We start from the raw sequence: 24,631 nt of genomic DNA, 5'->3' as shown, positions 1-24,631 counted from the left end.
GTCCTTATCAGTTGAGGCCGCGCACGGAGGAGATGAACTGCTTCAGTTCCGTGGTTTGCGGGTTGGCGAACAGCGTTTTGCTGTCGCCCTGCTCCCAGACTTTCCCCTGGTGCATAAACACCACGCGGTCGCCCACTTCGCGGGCAAAATTCATTTCATGGGTAACCAGTATGAGCGTCATCCCCTCGGCCGCCAGCTGCTCCAGCACTTTGAGCACTTCGCCCACCAGCTCCGGATCCAGCGCGGAGGTGATCTCGTCGCAGAGTAACACTTTCGGCGACATCGCCAGCGCGCGGGCAATCGCCACGCGCTGCTGCTGGCCGCCGGAGAGGCTCGACGGGTAGTAATCCAGACGATCGCCGAGGCCAACCTTCTCCAGCATCTGCTGCGCCAGCGCCCGGCATTCGGCGGCGCTTTTTTTCAGCACCCGACGCGGGGCGAGCATCACGTTCTCCAGCGCCGTCATGTGAGGGAACAGGTTGAAGCTCTGGAACACCATCCCGACCGAGCGGCTGATTTCACGCGCCTGGGAATCCCGGTCGGTAATGGTCATGCCGCCCAGCTTGATGCTGCCGTCCTGATACCCTTCCAGGCCGTTGATGCAGCGCAGCAGCGTGCTTTTGCCCGATCCGCTGCGCCCGATGATGGAGATCACCTGGCCCATGTCGATATCCAGATCGACGCCCTTGAGCACGTGGTTATCGCCGTAGTACTTCTGCACCTGATTAATGGTGATGAGAGGCATTGAATTTCGTCTCCAGATAGCGGCTGTAGCGCGACAGCGGATAGCACAGAATAAAGTAGCCGAGCGCCACCAGCGCAAAGACCTTAAACGGCTGATAGGTTACGTTGGTCAGCATAGTCCCGGCCTTGGTCAGCTCGATAAAGCCGATAATCGACGCCAGCGCGGTGCCCTTGATCACCTGCACGGCAAAGCCGACCGTCGGCGCAATGCCGATGCGCAGCGCCTGCGGGGCGACCACGCGAAACAGGGTCTGGCCGAAGGTCAGCCCCAGACAGCGCGAGGCTTCCCACTGCCCTTTCGGCAGGGCGCGAATGCTGCCGTTCCAGATATCGAGCAGAAACGCGCTGGTGTAGAACGTCAGCGCCAGCGAGGCGGCGGTCCACGGCGAGACGTCGATGCCGAACAGCGCCACGCCAAAGAAGGCCAGGAACAGCTGCATCAGCAGCGGCGTGCCCTGAAACAGCTCAATATAGCCGCGGATGATGCGCTTCACCGCGCGCCCGCCGGTGAGGCGCAGCAGCAGGAGCGGCAGCGTCACCGCCGCCCCGCCGACGAACGCCACCAGCGACAGCAGCACCGTCCAGCGTCCGGCCAGCAGCAGGTTGCGAATAATGTCCCAGTCGGTAAAGGTGGTCATCATGCCTGCACCCCCAGCCATTTCCGTCCTGCCGCCATCATCAGCTGGCGCAGGGTAATCGACAGCGCTAAGTAAATCCCGGTTGTCACCAGATAAACCTCAAAGCTTAAAAACGTTCTGGACTGGATCAGGTTGGCGGCGAAGGTCAGCTCTTCATAGGAGACCTGCGATACCACCGACGAGCCGAGCATCACGATGATGCACTGGCTCACCAGCGCCGGGTAAATGCGCTGCAGCGCGGGCGGCAGCACCACGCGAATAAAGGTCTGCAGGCGGGTCAGCCCCAGCACGCGACCGGCCTCCCACTGCCCTTTCGGCGTGACCTGAATGCCCGCGCGGATAATCTCGGTGCTGTAGGCGCCCAGGTTCACCACCATGGCCAGCAGCGCCGCTTCCCCCGCCGTCATCTTCAGCCCCAGATTCGGCAGGCCGAAGACGATGAAAAATAGCTGCACCACAAACGGCGTGTTGCGGATGATTTCCACGTACGCGCCCCAGATGCGGCTGAACCAGGTGGTGCGTCCGCTGCGGATTGCCGCCCCGAAAATCCCCGTCGCCAGCCCGCCGACGGTGGCCATCACCGTCAGCTGAATAGTGACCCACAGTCCGGCCAGCAGCTCCGGCCAGTGCGGCCAGAGGGCTGAAAAATCAAGTTGCTCCGTCATCGGCTCAGGCGCCAAGGTTTGCCGGCAGCGGGGCCTTCAGCCATTGCTCAGACAGGCCGTTCAGCGTGCCGTCCTTGATGCCCTGCTCGATCAGCGCATCCACTTTTGCCTTCAGGGCCGGTTCGTTCTTCTTCAGGCCAATAAAGCACGGCGAGTCTTTCAGCATAAAGCTCGGCACCGGGGCTTTCGCCGCGTTCTGGCGCGAAATGGCTGCCACCACGAGGTTGCCGGTCGCCACGTACTGCACCTGTCCGGAGAGGTAAGCGGAGAGCGTAGTGTTGTTGTCTTCGTAGCGCTTCACGTCCGCGTCTTTCGGCGCCAGGCCGGTCAGCACCATGTCCTCCACCGCCCCGCGCGTCACGCCGATGGTTTTTCCGCTCAGCGCGGCGGCGTCCTTCAGCTCGGCGCCTTTCGGACCAAACACGCCGAGGAAGAACGGCGCATAGGCGCGGCTGAAGTCGATTACCTTCTCGCGCTCCGGGTTTTTACCGAGGCTGGAAATGACCAGGTCCACCTTGTCGGTTTGCAGGTACGGCACGCGGTTGGCGCTGGTCACCGGCACCAGCTGCAGCTTGAGCTTCATCTGTTTAGCCAGGTAGCGCGCCATGTCGATGTCGTAGCCCTGCGGCTGCAGATCGGTCCCCACCGAGCCAAACGGCGGGAAGTCCTGCGGCACGGCAATGCGAATGGTGCCGCGCTTCTCGATATCCTGAAGCTGGTCAGCCTTTGCCGGCAGCTGTGTGAAGAGGCATGCGGCCCCGGCCAGTGCAATCAACAATTTTTTCATGGTGCTTCCCCGTAACGTTAACATGAAACAAAAGATTCTTTTAGTGTGATTTTGCAACTAATGTGCCAGATAAGGCGAAGCGGGGAATTTTCTCTTAAAGCCTGATAAAACGTGGACGGGGCGAAAATACTCTCTATTTTCGCCCCGTTCAATTGCACCATTTCAATGCAAAGCACCAGCCTGATGCCCCATTATCGCTGTTCGAGTTCGTCCAGCTGCTGGTAGAGGGAGGCAATCTCGTGAATGCGCGGACGGCCTTTATCGAGAATTTCATGCAGGAAGGCGTTCGCCAGCAGGTTGATCAGACTGTTGACCGAGGAGTAGCTGTCATAGGCCGAGACGCTGTCCAGCGGGGCGCAGAGCTGCCAGCTCGCCAGCGGGAACAGGCTGTGCGCCTGCGGCTCGCACATCAGCAGCACCGGAATACCGCTGCTCTGAAGCTGCTGCATCAGCGGGCGGATAATGCGCGGGCGGCGGCGGAAGGCCATCATCACCACCAGATCGTCCGGCGTTAAATCCACCAGCTCCTCGCCCAGGCTCTGCCCCGGCTGCGGCAGGACCAGCACCTGACCGCGCGCCTGCAGCAGCTGCTGGCGCAGGTGCAGCGCCGCCGGATAGGCGTTACGCATGCCGATAATGACGATGCGCCGCGCCTTAACCATGCAGGCCATGGCGTCGGCAAACTGCTGCGCGTCGAGGGCATTGACCCACTGGGTCAGGTTCGCCATCTCCTGCTTATAGTGACGCGCCAGCAGCGTATTGCCCTGCACCGCATCGCGGTTATCGGTGAGCGGCATCCCGCTCTGGCGCAGGGTGCGCAGCTCGTCGCGCATGTCTTTATATTTCTCATAGCCCAGACGCTTAAACAGACGGCTGACCGTGGCTTTCGACACCCCGCTCAGCTGCGCCAGCTCGGCGCTGTTGTAGCTAATGAGATCGTCAAAATGGTCGAAAATAAAATCCGCCACCCGCTGCTCCTGCGGCGACAGCGACGGGTACTGTGCTTTCAGACGTTCATCCAGTTGTTCCATAGCGCCTCTGTAACTTTTGTTTCATCACATTTTGCCTTTCATTCTACCTTTCATTATACGTGCCAGTTTACTGAAACTTTTCTTTCAGAACTGGAACAGCTTTTGCAGCACCTTGTGACCTTCAGGGTTACGAGGACTCCTCATGCAAAGTAATGTCTCCACACACGGTATGGCGGTTGCGCCCCACCACCTCGCCAGCCAGAGCGCGCTGGCCGTGCTGCGCGAAGGCGGCAGCGCGATAGAGGCAATGGTCGCCGCGGCGGCCACCATTGCCGTGGTTTATCCGCACATGAACGGGCTGGGCGGCGATGGCTTCTGGCTTATCGTGCCGCCGGAAGGCGAACCTGTCGCCATTGATGCCAGCGGTGCGGCGGGATCGCGCGCGACGCTGGCCGCCTACGACGGGCTCACGCAGATCCCCCATCGCGGCCCCCGTGCGGCGCTAACCGTCGCTGGCACGGTGAGCGGATGGGACGAGGCGCTGAAGGTCTCGCGCGAGATGACCGACAGGGCGCTGCCGCTGGCTCGCCTGCTGGCCGACGCCATTGACTATGCGCAAAACGGCACGCCGGTCACAGCCTCTCAGGCCCACGCCACGGCCAGTAAATTCGACGAGCTGAAGGACGTTCCCGGCTTCGCGGAAACCTGGCTGGTGGACGGCAAGCCGCCGCAGGTCGGGAGCCGTTTTTATCAGCCCGCCATGGCCACGACCCTCACGCGCCTGGTGGAGGACGGCCTGGACAGCTTTTATCGCGGCCCGCTGGCGGAAGTCCTGGCGCGCGGCATGGAGACGCTGGATCTCCCCGTGACGCTGGCCGATCTCAACGCTCACGCCGCCCGACGCACCGCGCCGCTGAAGCTGCAGCATCAGCAGGGGGAGATCTTTAACCACGCCCCGCCGACGCAGGGGCTGGTCTCGCTGGCGATACTCGGCATTACCGACCGCCTGAACATGGCGGAAGCCGACGACGCCGAAACCCTTCACCGCATTGTTGAAGCCACCAAGCTGGCCTTTGGCCTGAGGGATGCCTACATCACCGACCCGCGCGCGCTGAAAACCGATATTCAGGGTCTGCTGGATCCCGCCGCCCTGCAGGCGCTTGCCGACAGGGTTGACGACGGCCGCGCCGCGCCGTGGGGAGCCGGCAAAGGCCCCGGCGATACGGTGTGGATGGGGGTAATGGATAAAAGCGGGCTCGCCGTGTCGTTTATCCAGAGTATCTATCACGAGTTCGGCAGCGGCGTGGTGCTGCCCGATACCGGCATCGTCTGGCAGAACCGGGGCGCATCGTTCAGTCTCGATCCCACCCATCTTCTGGCCCTCGCGCCGGGCAAACAGCCGTTCCACACCCTGAACCCGGCGGCGGCGCGTTTGAAGGACGGTCGCGTGATGGTCTACGGTTCGATGGGCGGCGACGGGCAGCCGCAAACCCAGGCCGCGCTCTTTACCCGCTACGTTGTTCAGGGCGTCCCCCTGCAGGAGAGCATCACCCGCCCGCGCTGGCTGCTGGGACGTACCTGGGGACAAACCTCGGACACCTTAAAGCTTGAAGGGCGTTTTTCACCCGAGACGGTCGCGCGCCTGCAGGCCCTCGGTCACGAGGTGGAGCTCTTCCCTGACTTTAGTGAAGCCATGGGCCACGCGGGTGCCATTGTTCGCCACCCCAACGGGCTGTTCGAAGGGGCATTTGACCCGCGCAGCAACGGCGCGACCGCCGGATTCTGAGGAGAAAAAATGACGACACCACAACCCGACTGGCAGGCGTATCTGGCGCAAATGGAAACCGTGCTCGGTGTGACGCTGGACGACGCCCGCCGCGCCGAGCTGCAGCTGCAGTTCAGCCGCATTGCCAGCATGGCCGCCCCGCTGATGGCGCTGCCGCTCGACGACCGTCTGGAGATCGCAGGAGTGTATAAAGCATGAGGCTACACGAGATGAGTATCGGCGCGATCCAGCATGCGCTGAACGCAGGCGAGCTGAGCGCGAGCGAGATTGCCCGCCAGACGCTGGAGGGGATTGCGCGCGTTAACCCGCAGATCAACGCCTGGACCGCCGTGACGGAAGCACGCATGCTCGCCGAAGCCGAGAACATCGACACTCTGCGCCGCGAGAAGCGCCCTCTGCCGCCGCTGGCGGGCGTGCCCTACGCGGTGAAAAACCTGTTCGACGTTGCAGGCCATACCACCCTCGCCGGGGCCGAGCTGTTCAGCCAGCGCCCCGCCGCGGCCGCTGACAGCTTCGCGGTGCGCCAGCTGCGCAGCGCGGGCGGGCTGCTGACCGGGATGGTGAATATGGACGCCTACGCCTACGGCTTTACCACCGAAAACAGCCACTACGGCACGACGCGTAACCCGCACGACCTGGCGCGCATTGCGGGCGGTTCGTCCGGCGGCTCAGCCGCCGCCGTGGCCGCCGGGCTGGTGCACTTCTCGCTCGGCACCGACACCAACGGGTCGATTCGCGTTCCGGCCTCCCTGTGCGGCATCTACGGCCTGAAGCCCACCTTTGGCCGCCTGTCGCGATCCGGCAGCCATCCGTTTGTCGCAAGCCTGGATCATATCGGCCCCTTTGCCCGCCGCGTGTGCGACCTGGCGTCCGTGTACGACGCGCTGCAGGGGCGGGACAGCAGCGACGGTTTTCAGGCAGAGAGCTCCCGCGAGCAGACGCGCCCCCTGCTCGATCGCGGGCTTGACGGCCTGCGCTGCGCGGTGCTCGGCGGCTACTTCACCACCTGGTGCGACACGGACGCCAGAGACGCCGTGGCGCGGGTGGCGAAGGCGCTCGACGTGCAGGATGAGCTGCAGTTCCCGGACGCCGAGCTGGCGCGCTCTGCGGCGTTTATCATCAGCGCCTCGGAAGGGGGAAACCAGTACCTGCCCGCGCTTCGCCGCGAGCCCGAGCGCTTTGAGCCGCACTCCCGCGAACGCCTGCTGGCCGGGGCGATGATCCCCTCCGCCTGGTACATTCAGGCCCAGCGGTTTCGCGCGCACGCCCGGCAGGCGTTTAAAACCTTATTTGCGCAGGCCGACGTGCTGATCGCCCCGGCCACTCCGCGCAGCGCCACGCTGGCGGGCGAGCAGACCATGGAGATTAACGGTCAGCCACTTCCCATTCGCGCCAGCATGGGGATGCTGACTCAGCCGATATCATTTTTGGGCCTGCCCGTGACCACCGTTCCGCTGCGTACCGCGCAGGGTGCGCCTATCGGCCTGCAGCTGATTGCCGCGCCGTTTAACGAGCAGGCCTGCCTGCGCGTCGCGCGGGTTCTGGAGGAGAGCGGCATCACCGATGCCCGTCCGGCGGAGATAGCAGCATGATGAATCACGATGATATTAACCTCCCGTGGGTGGTTGCCGAGGTGACGGCCGCGTTTTACCGCTATGAGGACGCGCTGGTGAGCAACAACGTTGCGGTGCTGGACGAGCTGTTCTGGCACGACAAAAACACGGTGCGGCTGGGGGCGGGTGAAAACCTGTACGGGATTGATGAAATCCGCGCCTTTCGCGCGGCGCGCCCCGCCGCCGGGCTGCAGCGGACGCTGCGCCACACCGTCATCACCACCTTCGGAGAGGATTATGCCGTGTGCAGCACCGAGTTTACGCGGGAGGGCACAGAACGTATTGGCCGCCAGCAGCAGACGTGGGTACGGTTTGCCTATGGGTGGCGGATCGTGGCGGCGCAGGTGAGTTTGATGGTGTAACGCTGAAAAACCTGCCCGGTGGCGCTGCGCTTACCGGGCCTACGATGTCCCGTATGCCCTGTGGGCCCTGTAGGCCGGGTAAGGCGCAGCCGCCACCCGGCAAAACACGGCTCAATTACTTCTGAAACGGATGCACCTCCCGCCAGTGGTCTGCAATCTGCTGGCGGGTACAGACCCACACCCGCTCGTGCTGCTGCACATAATCCAGGAACCGCTGCAGCGCGCGAAAACGCCCCGGTCGCCCCAGCAGGCGGCAGTGCATGCCGATGGACATCATCTTCGGCGCGCTTTCCCCCTCTTCGTACAGCACGTCAAAACTGTCCTTCAGATAAGTATAAAACTGCTCGGCGGTGTTAAACCCCTGCGCGGTGGCGAAGCGCATGTCGTTCGCATCCAGCGTATAGGGCACAATCAGGTGCGGTTTGCGGGCGCCGTCGCCGCAGGCCACTTCCGTCCAGAAGGGCAAATCGTCGCCGTAGTAGTCGCTGTCGTAGTCGAAGCCGCCGTGCTCCACCACCAGCTGGCGGGTGTTGGGGCTGTCGCGCCCGGTGTACCAGCCCGTTGGCGGCTTGCCAAACAGGTCGGTCAGAACATGCACCGCCTTGTGCAGGTGTTCGCGCTCCTGGCTGATGTCCATATTCTGGTAGTGGATCCAGCGCCAGCCGTGGCTGACCACGTCGTAATCCGCGGCTTTGATTGCCTCGACTATCTCCGGATGACGCGCCAGCGCCATCGCCACGCCGAAGACCGTCAGCGGCAGGCCGCGTTTCTCAAATTCATTGTGGATCCGCCAGAACCCGGCGCGGCTGCCGTATTCGTAGAGGGAGTCCATCGACATGTGTCTGTCCGGGTAGCTGGCCGCGCCGATGATGTCCGACAGGAACTGCTCGGAACCGGCATCGCCGTGCAGAACGTGGTTTTCCGCCCCTTCTTCGTAATTGAGCACAAACTGCACGGCGATGCGCGCCTGATTCGGCCACCGCGCGTGCGGCGGGTTGCCCGCGTAGCCGCGCAGATCCCGCGGATAATCCTGTTCGAAAAGCCCCATTGCCACCCCCAAAAATTAAAATGAATTCAATGCCTGAAAATGCCCGCTTAACGCTTTGTTCTCCGGGAACGCCAGATCCCCGTGCTTGCTGGTCGACAGCCCCAGCGCCACCAGCGATTCCACCATCTTCACCGCCGCGCTGACGCCGTCGATCACCGGCACGCGCAGCTCACGGGTCAGCTCCTGCGCCAGCATCGCCATGCCGCCGCAGCCCAGCACGATGGCGCCACAGCCATCCTCTTTCAGCGCCTGTATACAGCGCGCGCGCACTTTCTCCTGCGCCAGACCGCTGCCGTCTTCCAGCGCCAGCACCGGAAGGTCGATGGCGTGCAGCGCCGCACAATGGTCCTGAAAGCCATACTGGTGCAGCAGATGACGGGCAATGATCAGCGTGCGCGGAAGCGTGGTGACCACCGAAAAGCGCGTCGCGACCAGCGTCGCCATATGCATGGCGGCTTCGGCGATGCCGATTACCGGCCCCTGCGCCAGCTCGCGCGCCGCCAGCAGGCCCGGATCGCCAAAGCAGGCGATCACGTGACCGTCCACGCCCTGCTCCCTGCCTTTTTTGATCTGCTCCAGGACACCAACGGCGGCGATGGCCTCATCAAAGTGGCCTTCTATCGACGGCACGCCCGCGCTCGGGCAGACCGCGAGGATCTCCGTTCCCGGTGCCGCCACCGCACGGGCTGCCGCGCCGATGGTTTCCGTCATCGCGAGGCTGGTGTTGGGGTTGATCACTTGTATACAGACAGACATTACGACTCCTTGTGGCCGGCAAACAGCCGGGCAAAATCAGGCAGGCACTCGCCCGCCCGCTCGAAGCAGAGGCTGGCGACGATATGTTCAAAATGGTGCATTAAGGCATCGCTGAGCGGCTCAAGCGCCTTCTGGCGCAGCAGATCCACCAGCTGCTCGTGATCGTTGCAGCGGCAGCCCTGACGCCACGGCGCTCCCCAGGTGGCAATCACCAGCGAAGAACGCTGGCTCAGGCTGGTCACCATCTCAGTGAGCACCTGGTTGCCGGAGATGGCCTGCAGCTGAATGTGGAAATTGGCGGAGTGGCGAATCGCCGCCGGGCCGTCATAGGCCTCGTGCGCCTGCTGCTCCTGGCGAATAATGGCCTCCAGCGCGACAAGATGCGGCGGCTGGCAGTGCGCCAGCACGTCCGGCAGGTTGGCGACCTCCAGCAGGGCGCGGGTGCGGAAGATGTGCCTCGCCTCTTCCACCGTCGGGCTGGCAACGTGTGCACCACGCTTGGGCGTCAGGGTGACCATTTGCACAGCGGCGAGTCGTTGAAGCACCTTGCGGATGCCCGTGCGGCTCACGCCAAAGACCTCGGCCAGCGCCTCTTCCGGCAGTTTGCTCCCCGGCAGCAGCTGGTGTTCGACAATTGCGGTCATCAGCGCCTGAAAGATCGATTCGTCTTTGTCATGCAGGTCTGGCGCGGTCTGCAGGGCGTTTATGTTGTTCATCTACCACTCCGAATTTTACTTTCCGTTATCGAATCGTATACATAAAAATAAAATATTGCATACAAGATTTATTATTTTGGCCTGGATCCTGCAACACCGTTTGCACTCCCACTCAACGGGTTTTCATTCACAGGAGCAGGTTTCATGCCAAACAGTCAAAACGCGCAGCAGGGTACGGCCGCTGATTCCGGTGCGGTTTACAGCCCACGTCTTTGCAATGAGGATCTGGCACCGACGCGTGACCAGAACTGGAGCTGGTACAACATCTTTTCGTTCTGGATGTCGGACGTTCACAGCATGGGGGGTTATGTTGTCGCCGCGAGCTTCTTTACGCTCGGGCTGGCAAGCTGGCAGGTGCTGCTCTGCCTGCTGGTGGGGATTTGCATCGTGCAGCTGTGCGCCAACCTGGTGGCCAAACCGAGCCAGATGGCGGGCGTGCCCTATGCGGTGATCAGCCGTCAGGCGTTTGGCGTCTTCGGGGCCAATATTCCAGCGGTGATCCGCGGGCTTATCGCCTTTGCGTGGTACGGCATTCAGACCTATCTCGCCGCCAACGCGCTGATGCTGGTGGCGCTGAAGTTCTGGCCGTCGCTCTCTTCGCTCACTACCGGCGCGTTCCTGGGCCTGTCGCATCTGGGCTGGATCTGCTTTGCCATTATGTGGGTCCTGCAGGCGATGGTCTTCTGGCACGGCATGAGCGCCATCAAGCGCTTTATTGATATCGCCGGCCCGGCGGTCTATGTGGTGATGCTGGCCCTCGCCGGCTGGATTGTATACAAGACCGGCTTTGACGGGATCTCCTTCACCCTTGCCAGCAAATCCCTGAGCGCGGGCGAGCAGACCTGGCAGATGATCACCGCGACCGCGCTGGTGGTCTCCTACTTCTCCGGCCCGCTGCTCAACTTTGGCGACTTCTCCCGCTACGGCAAAAGCATGGGCGAGATCCGCCGCGGCAACCGCTGGGGCCTGCCGTTTAACTTCCTGCTGTTCTCCATCGTCACCGTGGTGATTGTGTCCGGCACCCAGTCGCTGTTTGGCCGCATGATCACCGACCCGATTGAGACCGTCAGCCGCGTGGGCAACGATCTGGCCGTGGCGATTGGCCTGCTGACGATGATCACCGCCACCATCGGGATCAACATCGTGGCGAACTTCGTCTCCCCGGCGTTTGATTTCTCGAACTGCTCGCCGCAGAAGATCAGCTTCCGCACCGGGGGCATGATTGCCGCCGTCGGCTCGATCCTGCTCACCCCGTGGAACCTGTTCAACTCGCCGGAACTTATCCACTACACCCTGGACGTGCTCGGGGCGTTTATCGGCCCGCTGTTCGGCATTCTGATTGCCGACTTCTACCTGATTAAACGCGGCAAGGTGTCGGTCGACGATCTGTTCGACGACACGCCAAAGGGCAAATACTGGTACCGCAACGGCTTTAACCCGAAAGCCATTGGGGCGCTGATCCCGTCCGTTGCCGTGGGCCTGGTCATTAGCTTTATTCCGGCCCTGCATGAGGTGGCGAACTTCAGCTGGTTTATTGGCGTCTTCCTCGGCGGCGTGACCTACCGCTGGCTGGCGCGGGAAGAGCGCGAAACGGCAGGCGCGACGTCGTTCGGTTCCCGCGTGGCGACGCAAAAAGAGTAACCCCTCCCTCCGGCCGCAGCGTATCTGCGGCCCGTTCATTCTGGCACCGTTCTTGCTGAGCCTTCTTACCCCCGCTACGCAAACACGAAGGCAGGAACCATGATGGAATACCAGACTGCGATACGCGGTGCTTTTTTTGATATTGCCCGGGTCTGCGACAGCGCAGACGCCATTGCCCAACACGCGCGCTACCTTGAGGACGGCCTGCTGTTTATCCAGAACGGAAAAATTCTGGCACAGATGCCGTGGCATGAGGGCGAGCAGTATCTTGACCCGCACAAAGGCTATACCGACCTGCGCGGCAGGCTGCTGCTGCCCGGTTTTGTTGACACCCACGTCCACTATCCGCAAACGGAGATGATCGGCGCCTTTGGCGAACAGCTGCTGGAGTGGCTGACCACCTACACCTTCCCGGTGGAGAGCCAGTTTTCCGATGAGGCCTACGCGAAAGAGATCGCCGAATTTTTCATACAGCAGCTGGTGAGCAACGGCACCACCACCGCGCTGGTGTTTTGCACGCTGCATCCGGAATCGGTCGAGGCGCTGTTTACCGAGGCCCTGCGCCTGAACATGCGCCTTATCGCCGGAAAGGTGATGATGGACAGACACACGCCGGACTACCTGAGCGAAGACGCGAAGCAGAGCTACCGACAGACGCGGGCGCTGATCCAGCGCTGGCATCACCGTGGACGCCTGGGCTACGCCATTACGCCGCGCTTTGCCCCGACCTCATCCCCCGAGCTGCTTGCGGCGGTCAGCCTGCTCAGAGAGGAGTTTCCGGACACCTGGCTGCAGACCCACCTGAGCGAAAACCCCAACGAAGTGGCCTGGGTAAGCGACCTCTGGCCGGAGCACGAGCGCTATCTGGACGTGTATCACCACTACGGCCTGACCGGCGAGCGCAGCGTGTTTGCCCACGCGATTCACCTTCACCACAGCGAGTGGCAGTGCCTGCATGACACCGGTTCGGCGGTGGCGTTTTGCCCCACCTCGAACCTGTTTCTCGGCAGCGGGCTGTTTCGCCTGCCCGCCTGCTGGCAGCACAGGGTGCGGATGGGCATCGGCACCGACGTCGGTGCAGGCACCACCTTCAGCATGCTGCGCACCCTGGGGGAAGCCTACAAGGTGGGCCAGCTTCAGAGCTACCGCCTGCGCGCCAGCGAGGCGTTTTATCACGCCACGCTGGGCGGCGCGCACGCCCTCCGGCTGGACGATAAGATTGGCAACTTCGCGCCCGGCAAAGAGGCGGATTTCGTGGTTATCGATCCTGACGTAACGCCGCTGCAGCGCCTGCGCAATCGCCGCTGTCAGAATATCTACGAGCAGCTCTTTGTGCTGATGACCCTGGGCGACGAGCGCAACATCAGTGAGACCTGGGTCAACGGCGAGCGGGTGTGGTCAACTGCCCCGGTAGGTTGACCACCCGCCGGGCGCAATCACAAACGGCAGATGGAAATGCTCGTCTGCCGTTTCTCCCGTCACAAAATCAATTTGCGCACAGGGGTAGAGCGTGTCGCGACCGGTTTCGCGAAACCACGCGCCGATCTCCGCCACCAGTTGGTAACGGCCCGCGGGCAGAGAGGGAACGAACGCGGCGATGCGCCCCTGGGCGTTGGTCACCCCCGTGGCCAGCGTCTTCCCGCCCTGTTGCAGATGAACCGTTACGCCCTCTGCGGGTTTGCCCGTCGAAATATCAAGAATATGGGTGCTGAGTGTGCTCATTCGCTAATGACTCCTTCCAGCCGTAGCAGCGTAATTTCCCGCAGCTGTTCCAGCGCGGCACGGATTTCCTGCGCGTCGCTGTTTTCCAGCCTCGCGTGCAGGGCCTGTAATATCTCCTCGCCGCTGCGGCCCTTCGCGCGGATCAGAAAGACGCGCCCAAAGCGGGCCTCGTAGCGGGCATTGCCTTCACGCAGCGCCTGCGCAAGGGCGGCATCGCGATCGTTCACCGCTCCCTGCTCCTGCCGCGACAGCGCCGCCTGCGCGCCCGCGGGCTTTTCCCCGATGCGCGGATGGGCGCTCAATGCTTGCGTTAATGCCGCTTCGTCCCAGCGTTGCGCCAGGGCCTGCGCCGCAATGAACAAGGCTTCCCGGCTCGAATAAGGCCGTCCGTCAACCAATGCGTCGGCCCAGCCGGGTATCGCCACGCAGGGCTGAAGCAGCGTAAGAGCGTCTTTCTCAGGAAGCTGATTGAAGTCGTGCAGTGCGATCATAGGTTCTCCTTGATTATCCTCCTTCAGGTTATTGCACAAACCACGCCACTCTTGAGGCAGATGTGAAACAGTCGATTCCGGATGGCTGACCAGGAAATTTTTGATTCAAAAAAAGGCACGCTCACCGCGTTTGCGCACCTTAGCAGTGCAAACCTCTCACTCACAACGCCGTTTTCGCCACTCTGCAGCCTGGTACGCAAATTGCTGAATGTCTTTACACCCTGCAAAAGGAGAGAAGCATGAGAGCAATCGTTATTGGTGCGGGTATTGGCGGCCTGAGCGCCGCCGTCGCGCTGAAAAAAGCGGGCATCGACTGTACCGTATTTGAAGCCGTAAAGGAGATCAGGCCCGTCGGGGCGGCCATCTCCATCTGGCCTAACGGCGTGAAATGCATGCAGCACCTCGGCATGGGCGACATCATCGAGACCTACGGCGGACCGATGCGTTTTATGGCGTATAAGGATTACCGGCGCGGCGATACCCTGACCCGCTTTAGCCTTGCTCCGCTGGTTGAGCGTACCGGCGGGCGTCCCTGCCCCGTCTCGCGCGCTGAGCTTCAGCGCGAAATGCTGGACTTCTGGGGGCGCGACAAAGTGCAGTTCGGCAAGCGCGTCGAACGCGTCCATGAAGACGACTCGGGCGTGAGTGTGACCTTCACCGACGGCACCACGGCATCCGGCGATTTCCTGATTGCCGCCGACGGCAGCCACTCGGCGGTTCGCCCGTACGTGCTGGGGTATACCCCCGAGCGCCGCTACGCGGGCTACGTGAACTGGAACGGGCTGGTGAAGATTGACGAAGAGATCGCCCCGGCGCACCAGTGGACCACCTTCGTTGGCGAAGGCAAACGCGTGTCGCTGATGCCCGTCTCCGGCGGGCGCTTCTACTTCTTTTTTGACGTGCCGCTCCCTGCGGGCCTGGCGGAGGATCGCACCACCCTGCGCGCAGACCTCACGGGCTACTTCCGCGGCTGGGCGCCGCCGGTGCAGAGGCTTATCGCCGCGCTGGATCCTGACACCACCAATCGCATTGAGATCCACGACATCGAGCCGTTCGACAGCCTGGTGCGCGGCAACGTCGCGCTGCTCGGCGATGCCGCTCACAGCACCACGCCGGATATCGGCCAGGGCGGCTGCGCAGCGATGGAAGACGCCGTGGTGCTAGGGGAATGCCTGCGTGAAAACCACAGCATCACGCTGGCGCTGCGGCAGTACGAGGCGCTGCGCTGCGACCGGGTGCGCGACCTGGTGCTGAAGGCGCGTAAGCGCTGCGACGTCACCCACGGGAAAGACATGGCGTTGACGCAGGCCTGGTATCAGGAGCTTCGAGAGGAGACCGGAGAGCGCATCATCAACGGTCTGTGCGAGACCATTCAGGGCGGCCCGTTAGGCTGAACGTAAGAGGGATAATGATGAAAAGAGAACCGACTCCACCCGCCCACTGCACGTTTGAGCCAGAGGACTGGCTGCGCCTGGCGAAATGCTGGCATCCGGTCGCGCGCGCCTGCGACGTCGGTCCGGCGCCGGTCAAGGCGACGCTGCTGGATGAACAGCTGGTGATTTACCGGATTAACGACCAGGTCGTGGTCGCCCGTGACGTCTGCCCGCACCGCGGCGTGCCGCTGACGCTCGGCTTTCACGACGAGCACGGAATCGTCTGCCCCTACCACGGCCTCCGCTTTGGGGAGGACGGGCGCTGCAACCGCATTCCCTCCAGCCCCGACCAGCCCGTTCCGGCGAAGCTTAACCTGATTAACTACGCCGTGGAGGAGCGGTTCGGGCTCATCTGGACCTGCCTGGCGTTTGATCCGGAAAACCCCGCGCCGCTGCCCACCATGCCGCACTGGGATGACGCCGGATTTCAGCAGATTAACTGCCCGGCGTTTGAGGTCAACGGCTTTGCCGGACGTCAGGTAGAGGGGTTTCTGGACGTGGCGCACTTCGCCTGGATCCACACCGATACCTTTGCGGACCCCAATAACCCGCTGGTGCCCCACTATCAGCCGCAGGAGACGCCGTTTGGCTTCGTGGCGGATTACTGGAGCTCCGTGAGCAACTATCCCGCCAGTTCCCCCGTGCAGGCTCCGGAAGGGTTCCAGTGGTTGCGCCATTTTGAGATGCACCTGCCGTTCACCGCCACCCTGACGATTCATTTTCCGGGTGAATCGAGACTGGTCATTATGAACGCCGCGTCGCCCGTGTCATCGCGCGTGACCCGCATGTTCGCCCCTATCGCCCGCAATTTTGACCTGCATATTCCGGTGGAGGACGTGCATGCCTTCAATTTGCGCATTTTTGAAGAGGACCGTCTGATGGTGGAAACCCAGCGCCCGGAAAGCCTGCCGCTGGACCTGACCCTGGAAGCCCATATTCCCGCCGATAAAAGCTCAATTGCCTACCGTCGGGGACTGAAGAAGATGGGCTTTGGCGAATTTTTCCTGGTATGACGGAGGCCGCTATGCTGAGCGTAATTGTTGACGGGCTGTGGCGCGAGGGCGACAAAAGCCTCGCCGTCAGGCTGGTGGCTGAAGACGGCGAAGTGCTGCCGCCGTGGCAGCCCGGCGCGCACATTGATGTCCACCTGCCCTGCGGCGTGGTGCGCCAGTATTCCCTGACCGGGGCCTGTGAGGAAGAGAGCTATCTTATCTGCGTGGGGCGGGAAACCGCCTCGCGCGGCGGATCGCGCTACGTTCACGAAACACTGCGTCCGGGGCAGAAGCTGCTAATTTCAGCCCCGCGCAATCTGTTTCCGCTGGTTCAGGCAGAACGGGTTTTATTGCTGGCGGCGGGGATTGGCATTACGCCGCTGTATGCGATGGCCCTGCAGCTGAAGGCCGCCGGCACGTCGTTTTCGCTGCACTATTACGTCAGGAAGCGCGAAAGCGCGGCGTTTGCGCGCGAACTTTCGCAGTGCGGTGAGTGCATCATTCATACTATCAGCCCGCGCACAGCGCTGGCAGAGCATCTCCCCATGCCTGAAGCGGGTTTGCGAGCCTGGGTCTGCGGACCTGCGGGGTTTATGGAAAAAGTGCGTGAAGTCGCCAAGGCGAAGGGATGGGATGACGCCCATCTTCACAGCGAGGCGTTTCAGCCCGCCGCCCCTGCCGCAGGCGGTGTCGCGGGCGAGATCTTTACGGTCAAGCTGGCCTCCACCGGGGAGCGCTGGCCGGTGCCTGCGGACAAAACCATTGCCCAGGTGCTGCAGGCAAACGGCGTGGACGTTCCGCTGTCCTGCGAAATGGGGATCTGCGGCGCCTGCCTGACGCCGGTGATTGACGGCGTGGTGGATCACCGGGATAGCGTGCAGTCGGAGGCGGAAAAAAGCGCAGCGGACCAGCAGGTGGCGCTGTGCTGTTCGCGGAGCCATTCGGGAGAGCTGGTGATCGGGCTGTAAACCGTCTGCACACGCTTTCTTGCCGGGTGGCGCTGCGCTTACCCGGCCTACAATCCGTAACAATATCAATATATTGCACTATTCATTGTAGGCCCGTGCAAGCGTAGCGCCGGCGGGCGAAACGCACAAGCGCTTAAGGATTACCAGTACGGGTGCCAAATCTGTCGCAGCCGCGCCAGCAGCTCAAGATAGAAATAGTCCCCCCAGCTACAGCACTGATCGACCCCCTTACCGCTGCCCATATGATAAACCGAGTGCTGCAGTAGCCCTTCAGTCGGATCGTCGTCATGAGCAAGGTAGTTATCGGTCAGCGACAGCGCGATACGCAGCGCCATCTCTTCATAATATGCACGGTTTGCGTCGAGCGTCGGCAGCGCCTTAACCAGCTCCAGCAGGCCACAGGCGGCAATCGCCGCCGCTGAACTGTCGCGCACGGCGTCGGTACCGAGCAGCGCCAGATCCCAGTGGCAAACATCATCTTCCGGCAGACGGTTGAGGAAGTAATGCGCCAGGCTGCGCGACAGCTCAACCATCTGCTTATCGCCGGTGTGCTGATAGCTGAGCAGGAAGCCGTAAATGCCCCATGCCTGGCCGCGCGACCAGCACGAGGTATCGCTGTAGCCCTGATGGGTGTTGCCAAAGCGCGGCTCGCCCGTTTGCACGTCCATATAGTAAGTGTGATAGGTCGAGGCATCTTCACGCACGATATAGGCCGCGGCCTGTCCTGCGTGCGCCGTCGCCGCCTGCGCATAGCGCGGATCCCCGGTCTGTTCGCTGGCCCAGTACAGCAGCGGCAGGTTCATATTGCAGTCGATGATCATTCTCCCCTGCTGCTCCGGGTCGTTTAAATCACCCCACGCCTGAATAATGTTGGCCGTCGGGTTAAAACGCTCCATCAGGTGCTCGGCAGCCAGCAGCGCCGACTGACGAGCGGCTTCGTTGCCGGTGAGCCGCCAGGCGCTGATGCAGGAGAGCGAATAGAGGAACCCGAGATCGTGCGTGGCGGTGTCGATGCGCTGCTCAATACGCCGGGCGAACGACGGTAAATAGCGCTCGGCAGCTTTGCGATAGTGCGCTTTGCCGGTCATCTCCCACGCCAGCCACAGCTGGCCAGGCCAGAAGCTGGTGGTCCACTCCACGTTATCGGTGCGCGGCCAGACCCCCTTCTCACAGGCCTCTCCGGGGAACTTATCGCCGAAGGCAACAATATTTTTGTCGAGCTTGCGCGTGACGCGGGTTAACGCCGCCTCCAGCTTCTGGCTCAGTGCCAGGCGATCGACCTGATGCAGTTCGATTGGCCGCAGCGCTTCGGTGATAACAGATTTGGTCATAACAACTCCTGAATTAATGTTTGGCCGGTTCAACCGGGGCGGTATCTAAAGCCGGAGCAAAGGATCGTGAGTCATCGCGCGTCGACTGGCAGCGCGACAGCGTAAAGGCGGAAATCAGCGTAAATACCAGGGCGCAGCAGCCCATCAGCAGATAGGTATGCTCAAAGCCAATCCTGTCGTACAGATAGCCGGCAGGTGGGGCGACCACAATCGAACCCACGTAAATCATCGCCTGGTAGCCCAGCAGGTACATCGTGGCGTTAACCCGACTATGGAAATGCTCCGCGATGTATTTGAAGACCGAGATGAGCAGCAGCGCGATCTCGACGCCATAAAACGGTTTGATGATGGAGATAACAATCGGGTCGCTGGTCAGCCCGGAGGCGATCAGCCGCGCTCCGACCACACAGCCGCAGAACAGCAGGCCGCGCTTGGCGCCGTAGTGATTCACCAGCCACGGGATAAACATCATCATCACGAATTCCATCCCCGACTGGACGGTACTCAGGTAGCCGTACCAGGCATTCCCCTGCTCTTTGGTGGAGAAGAACGACACGAAGTAGCGCGGGAACTGCTGTTCGGCGATAAACATCATCCACGCCACCCCGGCGACGTAGAGGCTGAACATCCAGAATTTGCGGTTTTTCAGGAGCATCAGCACGTCGGCGAAGACGATCTTATTTGCGGAAATAACGCTGTTATTGCGCAGCTGCTCGTCGCCGATTTTGAGGCTAATCAGCACCAGCAGCATCAGTACCGAGGTCCCGCTGCTAAGCAGAAAGTTGGCCAGCGGGGTGACGTTAAACAACAGCCCGGAGACCGACGCCGCCATCGCCCAGCCCAGTGAACCCCACATTCTGATGCGGCCAAACTCCAGCCCGTACAGGCGGCTAAAGCGGTCGGCGTAAGATTCAGACGCCGCCACGCCGGCGTACCAGCCCAGGCTCAGATACAGCGCGCCGATGATAATCCCCGCCATCGCATGGCTTTGCAGCAGCGGCTGGTACACCAGCGCGAAGAATGGCGCCATCAGCGCGGAAATGGCGCAGACAAAATAGAGCAGCCACTTGCTCATGCCGATTTTGTCCATGATGTAGCCGTACACCGGCTTCAGAACCACCGCGAAGACACCGTTGATGGCGAACACGCTGCCGATGGTGACGCTATCGAGGCCCACTTTCTGGCTCAGCCACAGGGCGTACAGGCCAAAGCTGGATGACCACGTGAAGAAGTAAAGGAAAATAAAGGTACTCATTTTGTACTGCGCGGCGCGTACGGACGATGATGTGCTCATAGCGATGCCTCCGAAGCCAGAACGAGCGTCGTTTCTTGTCGTGCCGTCACGAAGCGTACCGCGTCATCGCTAATGAAGGCCTGCGGGCAATGTTGCGGTTCGAAGTCGGCGGCATTTCCCGCCCACACCGCGCTGATTAACATATGCGTGCCGGGGTCAAGCTCGCCGCGCAGCACCGGCACCGCCGCGCGCTCGGCGAACAGCAGATTACTGTTTGGCGGCGTCACCACCGTCTCGCCGCGGCGAGCGTGCGGATGTAAACAGAAAATGGAGGAGACATCCCGGGCACTGCGTAACCAGCAGGCACCGTTACTCTCGTGTACCTGCGGCTGCGGGCGGTTCGCCAGGCTAAAGCCACCCTCCGCGCAGTCCAGCGCGCGCCGGGTATTGATGCGATGGACGCGTAGCTGCCAGTCGCCCAGCGCCAGCAGCCAGCTCTCAATCTCCACGTCGCGCCACGGCAGCCAGCGGCTGTAAATGGTGCCGTCAGCGGTGACCACGTGCTGGCATTCGCGGCGGCCACGCCAGTAGTTATCCTTTTCGGCCAGCAGCAGCATCGAATCGGGCGAGGCATGATTCAGGCCGTAGCGCCCGCGTTCGATGGTGAAGCCAAAGCGGGTGGAATAGGCAAATTTGCAGTATTTCGCTTCGGTGTTCACGAAGTTGTTCAGCTCCAGCTGGCCGGACGTCAGCATCCACAGGTGATCGTCCTGATGCACCACCACCTGATCCGCGTGGGCTATCGTGTGCTGCGCGGGCAGCGGCGGCAGCGGCAGCTCGGCCGCCTGCCAGAAAGCATCGCCCTCATCTAATGCCAGCACCAGCAGGGTCTTCAGGCCCCAGTACGGCGACCCCGGCGCGTTGTAGTCTTCCGCCATCGCCAGATTCGGGTAGCTGTAACCGACGCTCAGCACGCCGTCGCGGTCGAATATCGGCTGCTTTAGCCACCAGCGCAGATGACGCAGAACGATGCCCTTAATCGCGCCGGGCGAAAAGACCTCCAGCCCGGCGAAGGCCGCCGCACTCCAGAACGCCGCCTCGGCAAAGCGGTAGGTCAGGCTACGGCCAAACGGGATCGCCGCGCCGTCTTCGGCAAAGAAATGGATGAAGTCAGAGGAGAAACGCGCGGCCCGGTCACGCAGCGTTGCACAGCGCTGTGGATCGACCCCGGCCATGAGCTTCGCGTAAATCAGGCCATAGAAATGGAAGCCCATCGAGATGTAATAGTCGCGCGGCCGTCCCGGACCATCGGCGTACCAGCCATCGCCGAGGTAGTAGTGCTCCATGGCAGCAAAATGATCTTCCAGCGCCTGGGGGTTGGTCGGCATGCCGCAATAATGGAAGCCGACCTGCACCAGAATCGGGAAGAAGTGCCAGTTGTTATCGGGGATTTCCCGGGTCTCGCACTGCTTTAGCCAGCGCCATAAATTCTCTTTCTCCGTCTCGGTGAAGTGTGCCAGTACGGTTTCACCCGCCAGCGCCAGCAGCAGCCCGTAGGCCGCCATCTCGACGATTCGCTGATCGTAAGGCCCGACGTCGCCCCAGTAATCGGCATGCTGCGGATCGGTGCCGTTTTTTATCGCCTGTAAATAGAATGAGAAGTGCTGCGGCTCGCTGCCGCCAGCCAACAGCGGCGTCACGCCCCACAGCAGGCGGGAAAACGTTTCCATGTTCGCCACCTGCTGGCCGTAGTGAGCGGTAAAGTTCGCTAAATCAATGCGGCTGGCGTCTTTTTTAAACCAGGGCGACACCGCGTTCAGCATGTCGTTAACCAGCCGTAGCACCTCTTCCCGGCTTGTCAGTGGGTTATCCAGATGAATATTTTCAGGTTGCACAGGGTCCTCCCGCATTACACGAGGGTAGAGATAAGTTATTGTTATTAGGCTTTTTAAAGCCACGAGTGCGACGTCTGAATGAAGAGTAACTGCTTTTATTCCCGGCGCTGAGTGAGCAGAATCACAAAATTAAACCGCCATTTCATTTTTTCTGGATTTTGTCGAACGCGAGGGGGATAAATTACAAATGATGGCCTAAAAATTTAAATCTGTTGTCCTGGAGGTAATATGGGTGAAACGCAGCTGCTGGAACGAATTACGCTCGATCGGCAGGCCATTTCTTTTAACCGCATGTCCACCACCAGCGCGATTTACTACCACTGGCATCAATGCGTTGAATTGCTCTATATATCCAGCGGCTACGGCATCGTGGTGGTGGATAATCAGCACTACACCGCCCGTCCGGGGCGATTATTTATCTTCCCGCCCTTCCGTTTGCACAAAGTGCAGGTCGATCATAGCGATAAGAATCCCTATCACCGCACCACCATGCACATTGAGCAATCGGTGGTCGAAAGTGCGCTCGGCGCCTTCCCGCGCCATCAGGCCCGGTTCGCCGCGCTGGCCGCCAGCAATCTTCCGGCGCAAATCTACGATCTCAGCGAGCACGCAGCGTTTATCGAAAGGATCCTAGAACAGTTTCAGCGCCTGGAGGGCAACGAGCAGACCGAGGCCTGCGAGGTGGCCTTTCTGATGATGCAGCTCATGACGTTTCTGCCCGAGCAGCCGCAACCCTACCCGCCGCGCCAGCAGACCGTCGCCTCGCGGATTATGAGCTGGGTCGAAGCCCACTATGCCAGCAAGTTTTCGCTCGACCAGCTAGCCCACGACCTGGGGCTTTCGCGCAGCTATACCTCACGCATTTTCCGCCAGCAGACCGGCGGTAGCATCCACGAATATTTGCTGACCCGGCGGATAAAAAGCAGCTGCGAGCTGTTGCGGTACAGCGAAGAGCCAATTGACGCTATTGCGCTGGCAGTCGGGTTTAGCGAGGTGACCTATTTCATTACCTGCTTTAAAAAAATGATGCGTCAGACGCCGCTGCAGTATCGGCGCAGTATCCGCTGCACCAGAATGCCCTGATAAGGGGGTCTTGACCGCTGGCCCAAAGCTGGACGCTTTCCGGCGTCCAGCCTGGCTGGTGGTTTTTGCCTTTCCGTCATGCCGGAACGGGCAACTCAATGCCGCTTTGCGCCAGTTGCCCCATCTCGCAGTACATTGCGCAGGCCGCGCTGACGATAGACATTGCCAGCGCGGCACCGCTCCCTTCGCCAAGACGCATGTCAAGATGGATAAACGGCGCCAGCCCAAGGTGCTCCAGCGCGCGCCTGGCCCCCTTTTCGGCGGAAAAATGAGAGGGAATACAGTAGTTCTTCACTTCTGGCGCAATCTGACAGGCGGCGATGGCGGCGGCATACGAGAGAAAACCGTCTAACACAACGGGCAGTCCGCATGCGCCAGCGCCCAATATCACCCCGGTCATGCCCACCAGGTCATAGCCGCCGACTTTGGCCAGCACATCAACCGCATCGCGCGCATCCGGCTGGTTTATGCGTATCGCCTGCCGGACTATGGTTTCCTTATGCTGCACCCGGTCCTGCGGCAAATTGGCTCCAATCCCCACCACATCATGCGGATCGCTGTCGGTCAGCACGCTGATGATTGCCGAGGCTGGCGTGGTATTGGCAATACCCAGCTCGCCTACGCCAAAGACGGAGATCCCCTCCTGCGCGCGTTTTTTAACGAGGCTGGCACTCGCCAGCAGCAGGTGCTCGGCATCCTGACGGCTCATCGCCGGACCCTGAGCGATATTCCCGCAGCCACGCGAGAGTTTAAGGCTGAGCATATTGTCGATAGGCTCGCCGTCAATACCGATGTCAACGGGCAGTACAGACGTCTGGCTATTGCGGGCCAGCACGCACACTCCGGTCAACCCCTTTTGCATATTGACGGCCTGAAGCCAGGTCACCACTTTCGGCGTCACGGCCACGCCTTCATCAAACACGCCATGGTCGGCGCACATGACGATAATCTCTTTTTGCAGATTATCGAGCCTGTCGATGCCCCACATTCCCGAAAGCTGTATTGCCAGACTTTCCAGCCGACCCAGGCTGTTTGTCGGCTTTATTAAGCCATCAACATGCCTTGAGGCCGCCTGAATCTTCTGTTTATCAAGCGGTCTGATGGCCGCCGCCAGCGCCTTCACTGTCCCCATCCTCATCACCCTCACTCTTCTGTTTGCCAAACGCTTCCGCCATTAAATACCCGTAACACCCAATGCCCGCCCCGATTTTCAACGACCGTGTAGGCATCGTGACTGAACGGGAAATGCCACATCGCCGCCACGGGCATCCCTAACCAGGTTGCCAGCAGCAGGCTCAACACGCCCTGATGCGCCACAATGAGCATGTCTTCGCGCTGCTGCAGCTGACTCATCTCATCCGCCGCCGCCCTGACGCGCGCGGCGAAATGCGGGAAGGCTTCGCCGCCGTCTGGCGTTGCGTTTTGCCAGTCATCCATCCAGTGCTGCCACGACGCGGGACTTTCTTTTTCGATGTCGCTGAAGTGACGCATCTCCCATTCGCCAAAATCCAGCTCGTTAAGCCGCGCATCGACGTGGACATCATGGGCTGTCGGCACGATAAGCCGCGCCGTTTGCTGCGAACGCTGCAGCGCGCTGACGCGCGCGTGCCCGAACGCGACCCCGGACAGGTACCCGGCAACACGCTGGCTTTGGGCAATGCCCTGCGGTGAGAGCGCCAGATCGGTACTCCCGTAAAATACGCCGCTGATGTTAGCGGCTGTTTGACCGTGACGAACCAGAAAAAGACGCATACA

Annotated in this window: 24 protein-coding genes and 1 pseudogene; 10 read left to right on the top strand and 15 right to left on the bottom strand. The window is 61.4% G+C overall.

All coding sequences use genetic code 11. From position 1 onward, the window contains the following. Positions 1-7: 7 nt before the first annotated feature. The 5 genes from AC0TN7_RS19225 to hpxU all read right to left on the bottom strand — a co-directional run bounded on the left by AC0TN7_RS19225 (position 8) and on the right by hpxU (position 3,865). A complete protein-coding gene (locus AC0TN7_RS19225) occupies positions 8-745 on the bottom strand; it encodes an amino acid ABC transporter ATP-binding protein (protein WP_023327069.1) in 738 nt (245 codons plus the stop codon). Further along, entirely contained in the window at positions 726-1,382 is a 657-nt protein-coding gene (locus tag AC0TN7_RS19220) for an amino acid ABC transporter permease (protein ID WP_071789398.1), read from the bottom strand. Before AC0TN7_RS19220 ends, AC0TN7_RS19225 begins: the two co-directional genes overlap by 20 nt. Next, a complete protein-coding gene (locus AC0TN7_RS19215) occupies positions 1,382-2,047 on the bottom strand; it encodes an amino acid ABC transporter permease (protein ID WP_024909609.1) in 666 nt (221 codons plus the stop codon). Before AC0TN7_RS19215 ends, AC0TN7_RS19220 begins: the two co-directional genes overlap by 1 nt. A 4-nt stretch (positions 2,048-2,051) precedes the next feature. Next, positions 2,052-2,834: a transporter substrate-binding domain-containing protein gene (locus tag AC0TN7_RS19210; RefSeq protein WP_008499846.1), complete on the bottom strand. Its 783-nt coding sequence runs from the start codon at positions 2,832-2,834 to the stop codon at positions 2,052-2,054. A 191-nt stretch (positions 2,835-3,025) separates the two neighbouring features. After that, a complete protein-coding gene (gene hpxU, locus AC0TN7_RS19205) occupies positions 3,026-3,865 on the bottom strand; it encodes a MurR/RpiR family transcriptional regulator HpxU (RefSeq protein WP_023311063.1) in 840 nt (279 codons plus the stop codon). 142 nt (positions 3,866-4,007) lie between these two features. Between hpxU and hpxW the strand changes: the two genes are divergently transcribed. Genes hpxW through hpxZ form a run of 4 tightly spaced genes read left to right on the top strand, consistent with a single transcriptional unit; the run spans position 4,008 to position 7,566 of the window. Then, positions 4,008-5,591: an oxamate amidohydrolase gene (hpxW, locus tag AC0TN7_RS19200; RefSeq protein WP_473702356.1), complete on the top strand. Its 1,584-nt coding sequence runs from the start codon at positions 4,008-4,010 to the stop codon at positions 5,589-5,591. A 9-nt stretch (positions 5,592-5,600) separates the two neighbouring features. Further along, a complete protein-coding gene (hpxX, locus tag AC0TN7_RS19195; RefSeq protein ID WP_095442423.1) occupies positions 5,601-5,789 on the top strand; it encodes an oxalurate catabolism protein HpxX in 189 nt (62 codons plus the stop codon). Then, positions 5,786-7,183, top strand: coding sequence for an AtzE family amidohydrolase (locus AC0TN7_RS19190; protein ID WP_267216731.1), 1,398 nt, complete (start codon positions 5,786-5,788; stop codon positions 7,181-7,183). Before hpxX ends, AC0TN7_RS19190 begins: the two co-directional genes overlap by 4 nt. Continuing rightward, entirely contained in the window at positions 7,180-7,566 is a 387-nt protein-coding gene (gene hpxZ / locus AC0TN7_RS19185) for an oxalurate catabolism protein HpxZ (RefSeq protein ID WP_023311059.1), read from the top strand. The genes AC0TN7_RS19190 and hpxZ overlap by 4 nt, the downstream gene beginning before the upstream one ends. Positions 7,567-7,681: 115 nt before the next feature. Here hpxZ and puuE read toward each other — a convergent pair whose 3' ends face one another. The 3 genes and pseudogenes from puuE to AC0TN7_RS19170 form a co-directional block, all read right to left on the bottom strand. After that, complete coding sequence (gene puuE, locus AC0TN7_RS19180; RefSeq protein ID WP_417927196.1) at positions 7,682-8,614, bottom strand: allantoinase PuuE; 933 nt, start codon at positions 8,612-8,614, stop codon at positions 7,682-7,684. Then, a pseudogene (locus AC0TN7_RS19175) lies at positions 8,502-9,370 on the bottom strand (aspartate/glutamate racemase family protein); the annotation flags it as partial. The pseudogene AC0TN7_RS19175 and the gene puuE, both read right to left, overlap by 113 nt. Then, positions 9,370-10,086: a GntR family transcriptional regulator gene (locus AC0TN7_RS19170; RefSeq protein ID WP_417927195.1), complete on the bottom strand. Its 717-nt coding sequence runs from the start codon at positions 10,084-10,086 to the stop codon at positions 9,370-9,372. The pseudogene AC0TN7_RS19175 and the gene AC0TN7_RS19170, both read right to left, overlap by 1 nt. A gap of 144 nt (positions 10,087-10,230) precedes the next feature. Between AC0TN7_RS19170 and AC0TN7_RS19165 the strand changes: the two genes are divergently transcribed. Then, positions 10,231-11,727: an NCS1 family nucleobase:cation symporter-1 gene (locus tag AC0TN7_RS19165; protein WP_008499855.1), complete on the top strand. Its 1,497-nt coding sequence runs from the start codon at positions 10,231-10,233 to the stop codon at positions 11,725-11,727. Positions 11,728-11,826: 99 nt separating this feature from the next. Further along, positions 11,827-13,146, top strand: coding sequence for a guanine deaminase (gene guaD, locus AC0TN7_RS19160; protein ID WP_473702355.1), 1,320 nt, complete (start codon positions 11,827-11,829; stop codon positions 13,144-13,146). Here the strand turns inward: guaD and uraH are convergent. Both uraH and uraD read right to left on the bottom strand, forming a co-directional pair. Then, positions 13,126-13,449 carry a hydroxyisourate hydrolase gene (uraH, locus tag AC0TN7_RS19155; protein WP_048989885.1) on the bottom strand — a complete coding sequence of 108 codons (324 nt, stop codon included), beginning with the start codon at positions 13,447-13,449 and terminating at the stop codon, positions 13,126-13,128. The two genes, guaD and uraH, sit on opposite strands and share 21 nt — an antisense overlap. Further along, positions 13,446-13,940: a 2-oxo-4-hydroxy-4-carboxy-5-ureidoimidazoline decarboxylase gene (uraD, locus tag AC0TN7_RS19150; protein WP_473702354.1), complete on the bottom strand. Its 495-nt coding sequence runs from the start codon at positions 13,938-13,940 to the stop codon at positions 13,446-13,448. Before uraD ends, uraH begins: the two co-directional genes overlap by 4 nt. Before the next feature lie 239 nt (positions 13,941-14,179). Here uraD and hpxO point away from each other — a divergent pair, with 239 nt between their 5' ends. Genes hpxO through AC0TN7_RS19135 form a run of 3 tightly spaced genes read left to right on the top strand, consistent with a single transcriptional unit; the run spans position 14,180 to position 17,333 of the window. Beyond that, entirely contained in the window at positions 14,180-15,334 is a 1,155-nt protein-coding gene (gene hpxO, locus AC0TN7_RS19145; protein WP_420278030.1) for an FAD-dependent urate hydroxylase HpxO, read from the top strand. Between the two features lie 14 nt (positions 15,335-15,348). Continuing rightward, entirely contained in the window at positions 15,349-16,386 is a 1,038-nt protein-coding gene (hpxD, locus tag AC0TN7_RS19140) for a molybdenum cofactor-independent xanthine hydroxylase subunit HpxD (RefSeq protein ID WP_473702353.1), read from the top strand. 11 nt (positions 16,387-16,397) lie between these two features. Beyond that, the gene (locus AC0TN7_RS19135; protein WP_473702352.1) at positions 16,398-17,333 is read left to right on the top strand and encodes a PDR/VanB family oxidoreductase; all 936 of its coding nucleotides are present in this window, start codon (positions 16,398-16,400) and stop codon (positions 17,331-17,333) included. A 140-nt stretch (positions 17,334-17,473) separates the two neighbouring features. Here the strand turns inward: AC0TN7_RS19135 and AC0TN7_RS19130 are convergent, their stop codons facing one another. Genes AC0TN7_RS19130 through AC0TN7_RS19120 form a run of 3 tightly spaced genes read right to left on the bottom strand, consistent with a single transcriptional unit; the run spans position 17,474 to position 21,793 of the window. Continuing rightward, the gene (locus tag AC0TN7_RS19130; RefSeq protein WP_024908237.1) at positions 17,474-18,664 is read right to left on the bottom strand and encodes a glycoside hydrolase family 88 protein; all 1,191 of its coding nucleotides are present in this window, start codon (positions 18,662-18,664) and stop codon (positions 17,474-17,476) included. A 13-nt stretch (positions 18,665-18,677) separates the two neighbouring features. Next, positions 18,678-19,958: an oligosaccharide MFS transporter gene (locus AC0TN7_RS19125; RefSeq protein ID WP_473702351.1), complete on the bottom strand. Its 1,281-nt coding sequence runs from the start codon at positions 19,956-19,958 to the stop codon at positions 18,678-18,680. Next, a complete protein-coding gene (locus AC0TN7_RS19120) occupies positions 19,955-21,793 on the bottom strand; it encodes a DUF2264 domain-containing protein (RefSeq protein ID WP_417927189.1) in 1,839 nt (612 codons plus the stop codon). Before AC0TN7_RS19120 ends, AC0TN7_RS19125 begins: the two co-directional genes overlap by 4 nt. A gap of 228 nt (positions 21,794-22,021) precedes the next feature. Here AC0TN7_RS19120 and AC0TN7_RS19115 point away from each other — a divergent pair, with 228 nt between their 5' ends. Further along, positions 22,022-22,876, top strand: coding sequence for an AraC family transcriptional regulator (locus AC0TN7_RS19115; RefSeq protein ID WP_417927188.1), 855 nt, complete (start codon positions 22,022-22,024; stop codon positions 22,874-22,876). Positions 22,877-22,952: 76 nt separating this feature from the next. Here AC0TN7_RS19115 and cobT read toward each other — a convergent pair whose 3' ends face one another. Together cobT and cobC are read right to left on the bottom strand one after the other, a co-directional pair. After that, the gene (gene cobT / locus AC0TN7_RS19110; RefSeq protein ID WP_048989896.1) at positions 22,953-24,008 is read right to left on the bottom strand and encodes a nicotinate-nucleotide--dimethylbenzimidazole phosphoribosyltransferase; all 1,056 of its coding nucleotides are present in this window, start codon (positions 24,006-24,008) and stop codon (positions 22,953-22,955) included. A gap of 11 nt (positions 24,009-24,019) precedes the next feature. After that, on the bottom strand, positions 24,020-24,628 hold the full coding sequence (cobC, locus tag AC0TN7_RS19105) for an alpha-ribazole phosphatase (protein WP_248273042.1): 609 nt from the start codon (positions 24,626-24,628) through the stop codon (positions 24,020-24,022). Between the last annotated feature and the right edge of the window lie 3 nt (positions 24,629-24,631).

The organism is Enterobacter sp. PL_is511 (assembly GCF_055816065.1).
Note: the sequence above shows the minus strand (reverse complement) of the source record. Positions and strands in the feature narration are given on the sequence as shown.